The organism is Cupriavidus sp. GW823-FHT07A04 (assembly GCF_058794615.1).
Window position 1 is genome coordinate 99,967 of the sequence record NZ_JBXAHA010000027.1, and the last position, 13,574, is coordinate 113,540.

Below are 13,574 nucleotides of genomic sequence, written 5' to 3' on the forward strand. Positions count from 1 at the left end.
TCCGCCCCGCCCTCACGCGTGGGGTGGCTGCGCATCCGCCGCCACGGGATGCGGCTGCGCCGCGTGTTGCTGCTGGCGCTGCAGTTCCTGCTGGCGCTTTTGCTGCTCCTGCTGCTGGCGCTGTTGGTCCTGCTGCTGGCGCTGCTGCTCCTGCTGCTGACGTTGCATCACTTGCTGCTGCCGCTGCTGCTCCTGTATCTGCTGTTGCTGCTGCTGTTGCTGTTGCTGACGCTGCTGGGCCTGCTGTTGCATGGCCTGTTGCTGCGCTGCCTGTTGCGCGCGCTGCTGCTCCTGCATCTGCCGTTGCATGGCTTGCTGCTGCCGTTGCTGCTCCTGCATCTGGCGCTGCTGGGCCTGCTGCTGCTGGGCCTGCTGCTGCGCGGCCTGTTGCGCGCGCTGCTGCTCCTGCATCTGCCGTTGCTGCTGCTGGCGCTGCATCTCTTGCTGCTGCTGGAGCGCCTGCTGCGCACGCTGCTGGTCACCCTCCTGCCGCTGTTGCTGCTGGCGCTGCATCTCTTGCTGCTGCTGGAGCGCCTGCTGCGCGCGCTGCTGATCGCCCGCCTGCCGCTGTTGCTGCTGGCGCTGCATCTCTTGCTGTTGCTGGAGTGCCTGCTGCGCGTGCTGCTGGTCGCCCGCCTGCCGCTGTTGCTGCTGGCGCTGCATCTCTTGCTGCTGGAGCGCCTGCTGCGCGTGCTGTTGGTCGCCCACCTGCCGCTGTTGCTGCTGGCGCTGCATCTCTTGCTGCTGCTGGAGCGCCTGCTGCGCGTGCTGTTGGTCGCCCGCCTGCCGCTGTTGCTGCCGTTGCATGTCCTGCTGCTGTTGCAGCGCCTGTTGGCCGCGAGCCATGCCTTGCGGCTCCGGCTGCGGGCTGTGGCCATTCGGCTGTGCCTGCTGGAGGGGCGCTGCCGGCTGGCCGTTCTGCGGCGGCATGCCGCCGGCCTGGCCCGGGCGCGTGGTCCAGCCGCGCGTGCGCGGATCGATGCCCTGGGCGGGCGGCTGGGCGCCATGCTCGCCTGCCAGGCCCTGCGGCATCGGCGGACGGATCCCGCCTTCCGCCCGCTGCGGCACCATGGCCGGGTTGCCGAAGTTACCGCCTGCCGGACCGCCGACCTGGCCGCCTGCGATGCGGCCATGATTGGCCTGGGCTGCCTGGCTCAGCCGGACTGGCGCGGGCGCCGCCTGGATGGCGGCAGGACCGTTGCCCCGCCCTTGCCAGACTGGCCCGGCGCCAGGCACTGCGCCGCCGGCGCGGGCGAAGCGCTGGGCCAGTTCGTCGCTGGCCGGGCGGCCCGGGGGGCGCGCCGCGATAGCGGGACGCGCAAAGCCTTGCATCGCCGCGGCCGGAGCCGGCCGTGCGGGCGCCGGGCCGGCCAGGCTCGCCTTGACGGGTGCCAGCGGCGGCGCGCCATTGGCCTCGCCCCGCGGCAGGTCGCGCCAGGCCACGTTGCGAGCACCCGGAGGCACGCGCTGGCCCTGTACAAAGGCGCGCGCCGGCATGCCAGTGATGGCGCCGGGTACATCGCGATTGATGTACGTGTTGTGGACGTTGTTATTGATCGTCACGTTGTTGACCGCGACGTTGTTAATCCGCGTGATGTACGTCGGGCTTGCGCCGTAGACAGGCCGATAAGCTTCGCGCGGGCCGAGCGGGTACCAGGCGACGCCAGGACCATTGCCGATCTGGATGGACGCGTTCCAGCCACCGCCGCCGATAAAGCCGACCAGCGCTGGCGCATAGACCGGGCGCGCCGCGACCGGGCCCGGCATCCAGCCCCAGCGCTCGCCAACGCGCGCCCAGCGGCCGTAGTGGAACGGCGCAAAGCCCCAGGGCGCATCGTCGCACCAGCTCCACCCCCACGGCGCCACCCAGGCCCAGTGGCCTGTGCTGTACGGCGCCCAGTCCGCCGCCACCACACGCGGGAACCACACCGCGCCATAGCCGGGATCTTCCTGCCAGTCGCCGTAGCTATCCAGCTCGGCGGAGCCGGTCATTTCACGCGGCACGTAGCGTGCCGACGGCGATCCATCCTCCCGCGCGTCGCGCGCCAGGGCCCACCGGTCAAACGCATCCATCGGGGGATTGGAAGCACTGCCGTCTTGCGCCAGGTCGGAGCCATCGAAGCGGATCTGGTCACCGCGCCGCATTACCAGCGAGTGGTTGTCGCCGTAGACCACGGCAGTGCCGTGATGCATGGTGACGACCGTGCTGGTGCCGTCGGGCGCCACGTCCAGGCGGTAGTCGCCGGGCTCGCTGGGCACGAACGCCAGGTTGGGCGTATCCACCTCGACCGGCTGGTCCGGCGGCAGCGCGCGCACACGCAATTGCAGCGTGCCCTGGGTCAGCTTGACCTGGGTAGCGCTGTCGTCGAGGTTGAGCACCGTCACGGCGGTACCGCTGCCCAGCCGGATCGCCGTGGAGCCGGCATGCAGCTCGGCACGGCCGCCATTGTCGACCCACAGGCGGTCGCCGGTGGTAATGGGCCGGTTCAGCGCCGCGGCTGCCCAATCGTCCGAACCCGCCGGGGCAAAGCTCAGGTTGCCGGCAGCATCGGTCACGGTGGCGATGCGGCCGGAGGGATCGGCGGACTGCGCCAGCGCCGGCAGTTGCCAGGTGGCGAAAACGAGGCCTGCGGCAAGCAGCAAGGCGCGGGCGCCGGGGCCAAGCCTGCGATCAGAGAACATTTGGAATACCTCTTGGTCAGTATGGGCGCCCGGGCCGAGACTCGCCGCCCCTGATATCACCATACTTCCGATAACGCCACGCAGCCAGACTGGCCGACTTGACTTTGTAAGCACATATGTCCCCGGCCCGGCCGTGACCGGCAAGCGCGCCCGCCTGCGTGCCCCGCGCGGCGGCCCAGGTGCTGCCGGCGTTAGCCGCAGGAGCCCGGTGGCCGGGACAAAGCCGGAAACAATTTGCCGCAAGCCGCGCGAGCGCGGGCCTTGCGCGCACGCCGCGCGGCAAGGCCATGGGACGATGGGGAAGTGGCGGAAAGTGGCGCAACGTGCCCGGGCAGCCGGCCCGGATCAGCGTGCCGACTGCTGCAGGAACTCGGTGAACTTGTCGGCGGACATGGGCCTGCCATACAGGTAGCCCTGTACCTCATGGCAGCCATTCTCGGAGAGGAAATCCCGCTGCTCGACGGTTTCCACGCCTTCGGCCACCACGCCGATGCCCAGGCTGCCACCCACGTTCACCATGGCGCGCACGATGGCGGCGTCGACCGGGTTCTGCGTGACATTGCGGATAAACGACTGGTCGATCTTGATACGGTCCACGGGGAAGGACTTGAGGAAGCTGAGCGAGGCGTAGCCGGTGCCGAAATCGTCGCAGGTCAGGGTCACCCCGTCGCGGCGCAGGGTCTGCAACTGCCCGGAAAACTCGTCGCCCTGCTGCAGGGCGATGGTCTCGGTGATCTCCAGCTCCAGCCGCTCCGGCGCCAGTGCCAGCTCGCGCAGCACGTGGCGGACTTCGGTCAGCAGCCGGCTCTCGCTAAGCTGCGCGGCAAACAGGTTGATGGCCACCCGCGGTGCATCGGCAAACCCGAGCGACCACATGCGCGCCTGGGCGCAGGCGGTATGCAGCAGCCAGACGCCGACGTCCGCCGCCACGCTGCTGGCGGCCAGCGCGTCGATGAAGCTGGCCGGCGTCAGCAAGCCCTGGGTGGGATGGCGCCAGCGCATCAGCGCCTCTGCGCCAACCACGCGGCCATCGCGCAGGTCGATCTGGGGCTGGTACAGCAACTCGAACTGGCGCTGCGCGTAGGCGTCGCGCAGCGCTTGCACCAGCGACAGGCGGGTCGTCACGTCGGTGCGCATCTGCGGCTTGAAGAAGCGGATGGTGCGGCCGCCGTCGCGCTTGGCCCGGCCCAGGGCCAGGCTGGCCGAGGCCAGGGCATCGGAGGCATTGTCGCCGCCAGCCGGCATCACGCAGGCGCCCAGGCTGGCCAGCACGTGGTGGCGCCGGTTGCCGTACTCGTGGGGCTCGGTCTGCAGCGAAAGGATGGCGGCGCTGACGTGGCGCACCAGGGTGGGATCGGCAATGGAAGGCAGCAAGACGGCGAACTCGTCGCCGCCGACCCGTCCCAGAATGGCATCGCGCGGCGAGGCGTCGCGCAGGCGGCGGGCCACCCGGCGCAGGATCTCGTCGCCCTCGGCATGGCCATGCATGTCATTGAACGCGCGGAAATCGTCGATGCCAAGCAGCAATAGCGAGCAGCGCGGGGAAGCCTCCGTGCGCAGGCGGCCTTCCAGCGTGTTCAAGAATGCCTGGCGCGACGCTACGCCTGTCAGCGGATCAATGTCCGCGTTTGGCGGGGCGCCGGCCTTCGCCTCTGACCTGGCCACCATGCCTGCCCTGTTCGTGATTATCGACATCGGTCCGATCTGTCTATTTGGCAAGTGTGACTAAAACCAGGAAAAAATCAAGCCGAGTTAAACGATATGTTGCGGCAACAAGTTGCAACGCACCGAATCCCCTTGCCGCTGCGCGGGCGCCATTGAAATGGCCGGGGCCTTACAGTACCCTACGCCGCTATCAACCGGCCGCTCGCGCCCGGCCCGCGCACGCGCGCCGATTCCCGTGCGCCCGGCCGGTCATGGACCGCCTTCCGACAAGAATAAGCAACGGGAAACCGCACCGTGACTCACTGGACCATCCGCACGCGCATCCTGGCAAGTTTTGCCTTCATCCTGGCGGTCATTTTACTCACGGCGGTGGTCGCCTATGACCGCCAGTCGGCCATCCAGACCCATGCGAATGCGCTGCGCGACGATGCGCTCCCGGGACTCTACTACAGCACCGCGATGCGCGGCGCCTGGGGCGAGACCTATGTGCTGGCCTGGCAGAGCGTGACCGCGGCCAATGACGCCGAGCGCCGGCAATACGCCGAGGCCAACTCGGCCCTGCTCAAGCGGCTGGACGGCCTGGAGGCAAAGTACGCCGATTCGATCCGGCGCGCCGACGATCGCGAGCGCTTCGAGAAATACCGGGAACTGCGCCGGCACTATGACGAGCTTTCAGCGCCGCTGTTCGCGGCGACCGGCCCGGAGGTCGTCGCCGCGGAGGCCAAGCTGCGCGGACCCATCCACGCAGCCTGGACCGAAGGCCGCACGGCCGTGCAAGCACTGTTGGAAGATAACAACAAAGTGGCCGAAGAAGGCGCCAGCAGCATCAACCAGGCGGTGCAAACGGCCAAGATCAGCATCGAGGTCTCCCTGATCGCTGCCCTTCTGGAGTCGCTGGTGGCCGGCTACCTGCTGTTCCGCTCCATTACGGTGCCGATGCGCTCGATCGTCAAGCAGCTCGCCGACATGCGTGGCGGCGACTTCCGCCAGCGCCTGTCGCTAAACCGCAAGGATGAGTTCCTGGAAGTCGAGCAGGGCTTCAACCAGATGACCGGCGACCTCACCGCGCTGGTCGGGCAGGCCCAGCGCTCGGCCATCCAGGTCACCACCTCGGTCAACGAGATCGCCGCCACCGCGCGCCAGCAGCAGGCCACCGCCACCGAAACGGCGGCCACCACCACCGAGATCGGCGCCACCTCGCGCGAGATCTCCGCCACCTCGCGCGACCTGGTCCGGACCATGACCGAAGTCTCCGGCGCCGCTGAGCAGACCGCTGGCCTGGCCGGCACCGGCCAGGCCAGCTTGTCGCGCATGGAAGCCACCATGCACCATGTGATGGAAGCCGCCGGCTCGGTCAACGCCAAGCTGGCCACCCTGAACGAGAAGGCGGGCAATATCAACCAGGTGGTCACGACCATCGCCAAGGTCGCGGACCAGACCAACCTGCTGTCGCTCAACGCTGCCATCGAAGCCGAGAAGGCTGGCGAGTACGGGCGGGGCTTCTCGGTGGTCGCCACCGAGATCCGCCGCCTGGCCGACCAGACCGCGGTGGCCACCTACGACATCGAGCAGATGGTGCGCGAGATCCAGTCAGCGGTGGCGGCGGGCGTAATGGGCATGGACAAGTTCTCCGAGGAAGTGCGGCGCGGCATGTCGGAGGTGACCCAGGTGGGCGACCAGCTCTCCCAGATCATCGGCCAGGTGCAGTCGCTGGCACCGCGCGTGCAGATGGTCAACGAGGGCATGCAAGCCCAGGCGGGCGGCGCGGAACAGATCAACCAGGCCCTGATGCAGCTGTCCGAGGCGGCCCAGCAGACGGTGGAATCCCTGCGCCAGTCCAGCCAGGCGATCGACGAGCTGACACTGGTCGCCAACGACCTGCGCACCGGCGTGTCGCGCTTCAAGGTTTGAGCGCACTTTGAGCGCCCCGGGCACCCACGCAACCCCATGAAACTCTTCCTGCTCTTTCGCATCGGGACCGACCACTACGCGCTGGACGCGAAGGAGATCGTCGAAGTGCTGCCGCTGACCACGCTCAAGCACTTGCCCGAGGCGCCGGCCTGGGTCAGCGGGCTGCTGGCGCGGGGCGGCCAGGTGGTGCCGGTCATCGACATCAATGCGCTGGCCATCGGCACGCCGGTCGCCAGCCGGACCAGTACACGCACCGTACTGGTGCATTACCGCCGGCACGCGGAGGCGCCTGCACGCCTGCTCGGGCTACGGCTGGAGTACGCCACCGAGACGCTGCGCTGCGAACCCGCCGAGTTTATCGACAGCGGCGTGGACGCCGCCCCGGCCCGCTACCTGGGGCCCGTGCGCAGCGGCAGCCAGGGGCTGGTGCAGTGGATCAAGGTCGATGCCCTGCTGCCCGACGACGTGCACGCCAGGCTATTCCCCGATCTGCCGGCGGCTGACGCCACCGCGCCAGGGCCATGACCACCGCCTCCCATATCGAAGCACTGCTCAAGGAGCGCATTGGCCTGGACGCCGCCACCGTCGGCCCCGGCATGATCGAGCGCGCGTTGCGCGAGCGCCTGGCAGCGGCCGCGGTGCCCAACCACCACGCGTACTGGAACCTGCTGCACTCGCACCCGGACGAACTGCAGTCGCTGATCGAAGCCGTGGTGGTCCCCGAGACCTGGTTCTTCCGCCATCGCGAGGCGCTGCTGGCGCTCGGCCGCTTCGCCGCCTTGCGGGTCTTCGGCAGCGATCGCGCGCCGGACGGCGCCGCGCCCCTGCGCATCCTCAGCGTGCCCTGCTCGACCGGCGAAGAGCCATACTCGATTGTCATGGCGCTGCTGGACGCCGGCGTGCCGGAGCAACGCTTCCAGGTCGATGCCGTGGACGTGAGTGCCCGCTCGCTGGAACGCGCGCGCATCGGGCAATACGGCAACAACTCCTTCCGGGGCACCCCGCTGGACTTCCGCGACCGGCATTTCACCCCCTGCGCGGGTGGCTACGCGCTCAAGGCCAACGTGCGCGCCAAAGTACGGATGCTGCGCGGCAACCTGCTCGACCCGGGGCTAATGGCCAATGAGCCGCCCTACCACTTTGTGTTCTGCCGCAACCTCCTGATCTATTTCGATGCACCGACCCAGCACCGTTCGCTCAAGATGCTGGAACGGCTGAGCCGGCAGGATGCCACGCTCTTTGTCGGCCCGGCCGAGGCCAGCCTGCTCACGCGGCACGGCTTTATCTCGGCGGGCGTGCCGCTTGCCTTTGCCTTCACCCGGCGCAGTGCGCACCAGGCGGGCAGCGCCACGCCGGCAATGCCGCGCTATCCTGCGCAGCCGAGTGCGCCGGCCCGGGCCGCCCCGCGACCGTGGCCGCAGCCGCCGAGGCCGCCGGCCGCAGGCGGCCATGCGGGCTCCATCGGCGTGCCGGCGCCCTCGGCACCGGCGCCTGGCGCCTCCACCACCGGCAAAGCGGCCGAGCGGGCCGAGGCCAGCACCGACGCACTGTCCCGGATCTCCCGGCTCGCCGATCGCGGCGAACTGGCCGCCGCAGTGACGGCCTGCGTGGCGCACCTGGATGCGCAAGGTCCGTCGGCTGCCGGCTACTGCCTGCTGGGCGTGCTCCACGACGCCACCGGCCGTCCCGCCGACGCGCGCGAGTCCTATCGCCGCGCGCTTTACCTCGACCCGGCTCACCAGGAGGCGCTCTACCATATGGCTGCCATCCTGGAAGCGGAAGGCGACGGCGCGGCCTCGGCCCGCCTGAGAAACCGCGCACAGCGCAAGACCCCGATCCGTCATGGCTGAGCCCGCATCGCATCCCCTGGCCGCGCATGGCCAGCCGCCCGGCATGGGCACTGTTACGGTCGCCGTCGACGATTGCTGGCGCCGCATCGGCGTGCTGGGCGATGGCAGCTGTGCGCTGCTGGCCGTGCACATCCATTGCCGCAACTGCCCAACCTATTCGCGCGCGGCGCTCACGCTGCTCGACAACCTGCCCACCGGCGAAGTCAGCCTGCCGGACGGCCACGCCGTTCATGCCAATGCCACCGCGCGCGGGCCTGCCATGTCATGCCTGGTGTTTCGCATCGGCGACGAATGGCTGGCGCTGCCCGCGGGCGCGCTGGCGCTGGTCACCGCGCCCTGCCCCGTGCACTCGCTGCCGCACCGCCGCCACGCCGCGGTACTGGGCCTGGCCAGCGTGCGCGGCAATCTGCTGGTATGCATCTCGCTGGCACGGCTGCTCGGGCAGGACCCTGCCGCCGGCGCCGCCTCCAACGCCGCCGCCAATGCCAAAGGCAGCGCCGGACACGGCGCCCGGCTGCTGGTGCTGGGCCAGGGCCGCACCGCCATCGCGCTGCCTGTGGATGAAGTCACCGGCATCGAACGGATCGCCGAAGCCGACCTGCAGCCTTTGCCGACCACCTTGTCACGCGCCTCGGCGCATTACACCCGCGCGCTGCTGACAAGCGGCCAGCGCACGGTGGGCTTGCTCGACCCGGCCCGGCTGCAACAAGCCTTGAAGCGGAGCCTGGCATGAACCCCGACCAGTTGCGCGACGCCTCGCTGCTCGAGCTGTTCGCGCTGGAAGCGCAGTCGCAGGCTGAAGTCCTCAACACCGGCCTGCTGGCGCTGGAGCGCGACCCCGCCGCGGCCGAGCAGCTCGAGGCGTGCATGCGCGCCGCGCACTCGCTCAAGGGCGCCGCGCGCATCGTCGGCCTGGATGGCGGCGTGCGCGTGGCACACGTGATGGAAGACTGCCTGGTGGCCGCTCAGCGCGGCGAGCTGCTGCTGCGGCCCGTGCATATCGACACCCTGCTGCATGGCACCGACCTCCTGCTGCGGCTGGGCTGCCCGCCCGGCGGCGATCTGGACTGGGCCGACCGGGACGGCAAGGCCGAAGTCGATGCGCTGGTGCTGCGCATGGCCGCGCTGCTGGCCGGCGAGGAGGTGGACTCCGACGCCTGGGCCACGGGTCATGCCTCGGCGGCGGCAACGCCTGCGAGTGCATCCACGGCCGAGCCAGAGGCCACGGTGACAGCGGCCGTCCACCCGGCGCCACCAGATGGCCCGGTGGCCGACGTGGTCTCCGATGCGGTCCCCGGCATGGTCCCCGGCACGGCCACGGCACCAGCCACGTTCGCGCCCGGCGAAGCCCCCCGCGAGCCGGAAGCCCAGGAGCGCATGCTGCGCGTCAGCGCCGATACGCTGGACCAGCTGCTGGCGCTGTCGGGCGCGGCGATGGTGGAGACGCACTGGCTCAAGCCCTTCGGCAACGCCCTGCAGCAGACCCGGCGCGTACAGATGCGCGCGCTGCAGGCACTCGACGCCCTGCAGGTCACGCTCGCGGCCGGCACGGCCGATCCCGCCGCCCACGCCGCGCTGGCAGAAGCACAGCGCCTGCTGGGCGAGAGCCACCAGCAACTGTCGCAACGGGTCACGGAGCTGGAGCAGTACGACCACCGCACCGGCCAGCTTTCGCACCAGCTCTATGACCGGGCGCTGGCGAGTCGCATGCGGCCCCTCGCCGACGGGCTCACCGGCTACTCGCGCATGGTGCGCGACCTGGGGCGCTCGCTGGGCAAGGCCGTGCACCTTGAACTGGTCGGCGAGAGCACCAAGGTCGACCGCGACATCCTGGAGCAGCTCGAAGCGCCGCTGGCGCACCTGCTGCGCAACGCGGTGGACCATGGCATCGAGCTGCCCGAGGCGCGCCGCGCCGCGGGCAAGCCGGTCGAAGGCCGCATCACGCTGAACGCGCGCCACAACGCCGGCCGCCTGATGATCGTGATTGCCGACGACGGTGCGGGCGTGGACCTCGACGCCTTGCGCGCCGCCATCGTGCGGCGCAAGCTGGTGCCCGAGGAAACCGTGGCCAGGCTGTCGCAGGCCGAGCTGCTCGACTTCCTGCTGTTGCCCGGCTTCAGCATGCGCGAAACCGTCAGCGAAGTGTCCGGGCGCGGCGTCGGGCTCGACGCCGTGCAGGACATGATCCGCCAGGTGCGCGGCAGCATCCGCCTGACGCAGGAGAGCGGGCGCGGCATGCAATTCCACCTGGAGTTGCCGCTCACCTTGTCGGTGGTGCGCGCCTTGCTGGTGGAGGTGTCCGGCGAGGCCTATGCCTTCCCGCTGGCCTATGTCATGCAGGCCATCAACCTGGAGCGCGGCAGCATCGAGCAGCTGGAAAACCGCCAGCACTTCCGCTTTGGCGGGCGCCAGGTCGGGCTGGTGAGCGCGGCACAGGTCCTGCAGCAAGCGGAGACCCGGCGCGACGAGGACACCGTGCCGGTGGTGGTCCTGGGCGATCACGAACGTACCTACGGCGTGGCGGTGGACCGGCTGCTGGGCGAGCGCATCCTGGTGGTGCAGCCCCTGGTGGCAAGCCTGGGCAAGATCAAGGACATCGCCGCCGGCAGCCTCACCGAGGATGGCACGCCGGTGCTCATCTTCGACGTGGAGGATATGGTCCGCTCCGTGGAGAAGCTGCTCTCGGAGGGCAAGATCGACCGCATCCGCCGCGCAGCGGAGGCCGCCCCGGTACGGCGCAAGCGCGTGCTGGTGGTGGACGATTCGCTCACGGTGCGCGAGCTGGAGCGCAAGCTCCTGTCCAACCGCGGCTATGACGTCACGGTAGCGGTGGACGGCATGGATGCCTGGAACGTGCTGCGCGCGGAATCCTTCGACCTGGTCATCACCGACATCGACATGCCGCGCATGGACGGCATCGAGCTGGTCAGCCGCATCAAGCGCGAGGCCCGCCTCATGCACCTGCCCGTGATGGTGGTGTCCTACAAGGACCGGGAGCAGGATCGCCAGCGCGGGCTGCAGGCCGGCGCGGACTATTATCTGGCCAAGGGCAGCTTCCAGGACGCCGCGTTGCTCGATGCGGTGCAAGACCTGATTGGAGAAGCACGCGCATGAAGATCGGCATCGTCAACGACTCCCACCTGGCGGTGGTCGCGCTGCGGCGCGTCATTGCCCTGGATCCCGCGTTGGAGGTCACATGGGTGGCCGAGGATGGCGAGAGCGCTGTGCGCCTGGCCGCCGCGCGCACGCCCGACCTGATCCTGATGGACCTGATGATGCCGGTGATGGATGGCGTCGAGGCAACCCGCCGCATCATGGCAGCCACGCCATGCGCCATCGTGGTGGTGACCATGGACCTTGGCCGCAACGCCACCCAGGTCTTCGATGCCATGGGGCAAGGCGCCATCGACGCCGTGGACACGCCCACATTGACCCAGCCGGATTCGCAACTGGCAAGCGGCCCCCTGCTGCGCAAGATCCGCAATATCGGCCGCTTGCTGGAGGGCCGCACCGGACCCGCGCGCGCGGCCGCGCCGCCAAGGCACAAGGCCAGCGCCGAGCGCCTTGTCGCGCTGGGCGCATCAGCCGGCGGCCCGGCCGCGCTGGCTACCGTGCTGGGCGGCCTGCCGGCCGGCTTCACCGCCGCCGTGGTCGCGGTCCAGCACGTGGACGAGGCCTTCGCGGCCGGCATGGCCGACTGGCTGGACGCGCAGTGCGCGCTGCCGGTGCGCCTGGCCCGCGAGGGCGAGGGGCCGCAGCCGGGCACCGTGCTGCTGGCTGGCAGCAACGACCACCTGCGCCTGGTCAGCGCCTCGCGCATGGTCTACACCGAAGAGCCGAGCGACTACCTGTACCGGCCCTCGATCGATGTGTTTTTCGAGACCGTGGCGCAGCACTGGCGCGGTGACGCGGTGGGCGTGCTGCTCACCGGCATGGGCCGGGACGGCGCGCTGGGCCTCAAGGCCATGCGCGAGCGCGGCTACCTGACCATCGCCCAGGACCAGGCCAGCAGTGCCGTCTACGGCATGCCCAAGGCCGCCGCCGCCATTGGGGCCGCCAGCGAAATCCTGCCTTTGCAGCAGATCGCCGCCCGCATCGTACGGGCATGCAATGCCATCAACAACCAGGGGTAGCACAGAGGCGCTAACAACATGAAACACAATGCAAACCTGGCCGCGCGCGCCTGCGCCGCCATGCCAGGATCATGCTGTTAGCGTCTCCAGGTCGGAGAGCACGAGGAAGACAATGTCTAAAGATACAACCCCTAGAGCGCCCCTGCGCCCGGATGAATACCTGGCCATGGTGCTGCTGGTGGACGACCAGGCCATGGTAGGCGAAGCGGTACGGCGCGAGCTGGAACCCGAACAAGATATCGATTTTCACTACTGCGCCAAGCCTGACGAGGCCGTAGCCGTGGCCGAGCGCACCCGTCCCACGGTGATCCTGCAAGATCTGGTGATGCCTGGCATCGATGGCCTGACGCTGGTGCGCCGCTACCGCGCCAACCCGGCAACGCGCGATATCCCCATCATCGTGCTATCCACCAAGGAAGACCCGCTCATGAAGAGTGCGGCCTTCGCCGCCGGCGCGAACGACTATCTGGTCAAGCTGCCTGACACCATCGAGCTGGTCGCGCGCATCCGCTATCACTCGCGCTCGTACCTCAACCTGCAGCAGCGCGACGAGGCCTACCGCGCGCTGCGCCAGAGCCAGCAGCAGTTGCTCGAGACCAACCTGGAGCTGCAGCGGCTGACCAACTCGGACGGCCTGACCGGGCTGTCGAACCGGCGTTATTTCGACGAGTACCTCGGGGCCGAATGGAAGCGCGCCAATCGCGAGCAAAGCCAGCTGGCGCTGCTGATGATCGACGTGGACTCGTTCAAGGCTTACAACGACACCTACGGCCACGTGGCCGGGGACGAGGTGCTGCGCCGTGTTGCCGGCGTGATCCGCGAGAACTGCGCGCGCCCGGCGGACCTTCCGGCGCGCTTCGGCGGCGAGGAGTTCGCCATGATCCTGCCGTCCACCTCGCCCGGCGGGGCACGGCTGCTGGCCGAGAAGGTCAGGCGCGCGATCGAGTCCCTGCAGGTGCCGCATAGCGGGTCGCTGGTGGGGCAGCATGTGACTGTCAGCATTGGGGGCACGGCGCTCGTGCCTGGTGCGGATTTGCCTTTTAGCCGGATTGTGGAGATTGCTGATGCCGGGCTTTATCAGGCTAAGCGGAATGGGAGGAATCAGGTTGTTATGACTTCTTGAGGGGTTGGGGGTGGGTTGGGTTGGAGCTTTAACTTCTACTTCTACTTCTACTTCAACTGCAGCTTCAACTGCAGCTTCAACTGCAGCTTCAACTGCAGCTTCAACTGCAGCTTCAACTGCAGCTTCAACTGCGGTTTCACCACGCCTGCGGCGCGGCGACCTACTTTCTTGTCTTGCCAAGAAAGTAGGCAAAGAAGGCGCGCCGGATGG

General features: G+C 69.1%; 9 protein-coding genes. 7 read left to right on the forward strand and 2 right to left on the reverse strand.

Annotated features, from left to right (window positions below; translation table 11 throughout):
• Positions 1 to 12: 12 nt before the first annotated feature.
• Positions 13 to 2,682 (reverse strand): DUF6600 domain-containing protein, encoded by a 2,670-nt coding sequence (locus AC1Q7Q_RS35475; protein WP_492376486.1) that lies wholly within the window; start codon positions 2,680 to 2,682, stop codon positions 13 to 15.
• Between the two features lie 345 nt (positions 2,683 to 3,027).
• Complete coding sequence (locus tag AC1Q7Q_RS35480; RefSeq protein ID WP_253928481.1) at positions 3,028 to 4,350, reverse strand: putative bifunctional diguanylate cyclase/phosphodiesterase; 1,323 nt, start codon at positions 4,348 to 4,350, stop codon at positions 3,028 to 3,030.
• A gap of 291 nt (positions 4,351 to 4,641) precedes the next feature.
• On the opposite strand from AC1Q7Q_RS35480, the gene AC1Q7Q_RS35485 reads away from it, so the two are divergent.
• From AC1Q7Q_RS35485 to AC1Q7Q_RS35515, 7 genes are all read left to right on the forward strand, one after another.
• Positions 4,642 to 6,258: a methyl-accepting chemotaxis protein gene (locus tag AC1Q7Q_RS35485; protein ID WP_492376487.1), complete on the forward strand. Its 1,617-nt coding sequence runs from the start codon at positions 4,642 to 4,644 to the stop codon at positions 6,256 to 6,258.
• A gap of 36 nt (positions 6,259 to 6,294) precedes the next feature.
• Positions 6,295 to 6,783 carry a chemotaxis protein CheW gene (locus tag AC1Q7Q_RS35490; RefSeq protein ID WP_492376488.1) on the forward strand — a complete coding sequence of 163 codons (489 nt, stop codon included), beginning with the start codon at positions 6,295 to 6,297 and terminating at the stop codon, positions 6,781 to 6,783.
• Positions 6,780 to 8,108, forward strand: coding sequence for a CheR family methyltransferase (locus tag AC1Q7Q_RS35495; RefSeq protein WP_492376489.1), 1,329 nt, complete (start codon positions 6,780 to 6,782; stop codon positions 8,106 to 8,108). Before AC1Q7Q_RS35490 ends, AC1Q7Q_RS35495 begins: the two co-directional genes overlap by 4 nt.
• Complete coding sequence (locus AC1Q7Q_RS35500) at positions 8,101 to 8,841, forward strand: chemotaxis protein CheW (protein WP_492376490.1); 741 nt, start codon at positions 8,101 to 8,103, stop codon at positions 8,839 to 8,841. Before AC1Q7Q_RS35495 ends, AC1Q7Q_RS35500 begins: the two co-directional genes overlap by 8 nt.
• Positions 8,838 to 11,222 carry a hybrid sensor histidine kinase/response regulator gene (locus tag AC1Q7Q_RS35505; protein WP_492376491.1) on the forward strand — a complete coding sequence of 795 codons (2,385 nt, stop codon included), beginning with the start codon at positions 8,838 to 8,840 and terminating at the stop codon, positions 11,220 to 11,222. Before AC1Q7Q_RS35500 ends, AC1Q7Q_RS35505 begins: the two co-directional genes overlap by 4 nt.
• Entirely contained in the window at positions 11,219 to 12,241 is a 1,023-nt protein-coding gene (locus tag AC1Q7Q_RS35510; protein WP_492376492.1) for a chemotaxis response regulator protein-glutamate methylesterase, read from the forward strand. Before AC1Q7Q_RS35505 ends, AC1Q7Q_RS35510 begins: the two co-directional genes overlap by 4 nt.
• 112 nt (positions 12,242 to 12,353) lie before the next feature.
• Complete coding sequence (locus AC1Q7Q_RS35515; protein WP_492376493.1) at positions 12,354 to 13,364, forward strand: diguanylate cyclase; 1,011 nt, start codon at positions 12,354 to 12,356, stop codon at positions 13,362 to 13,364.
• Positions 13,365 to 13,574: the final 210 nt, after the last annotated feature.

Bases quoted from the DNA above. Each gene is read 5' to 3' on its own strand.
- AC1Q7Q_RS35475 (WP_492376486.1), bottom strand. From the start codon at position 2,682: ATGTTCTCTGATCGCAGGCTTGGCCCCGGCGCCCGCGCCTTGCTGCTT.
- AC1Q7Q_RS35480 (WP_253928481.1), bottom strand. From the start codon at position 4,350: ATGGTGGCCAGGTCAGAGGCGAAGGCCGGCGCCCCGCCAAACGCGGAC.
- AC1Q7Q_RS35490 (WP_492376488.1), top strand. From the start codon at position 6,295: ATGAAACTCTTCCTGCTCTTTCGCATCGGGACCGACCACTACGCGCTG.
- AC1Q7Q_RS35495 (WP_492376489.1), top strand. From the start codon at position 6,780: ATGACCACCGCCTCCCATATCGAAGCACTGCTCAAGGAGCGCATTGGC.
- AC1Q7Q_RS35500 (WP_492376490.1), top strand. From the start codon at position 8,101: ATGGCTGAGCCCGCATCGCATCCCCTGGCCGCGCATGGCCAGCCGCCC.
- AC1Q7Q_RS35505 (WP_492376491.1), top strand. From the start codon at position 8,838: ATGAACCCCGACCAGTTGCGCGACGCCTCGCTGCTCGAGCTGTTCGCG.
- AC1Q7Q_RS35510 (WP_492376492.1), top strand. From the start codon at position 11,219: ATGAAGATCGGCATCGTCAACGACTCCCACCTGGCGGTGGTCGCGCTG.
- AC1Q7Q_RS35515 (WP_492376493.1), top strand. From the start codon at position 12,354: ATGTCTAAAGATACAACCCCTAGAGCGCCCCTGCGCCCGGATGAATAC.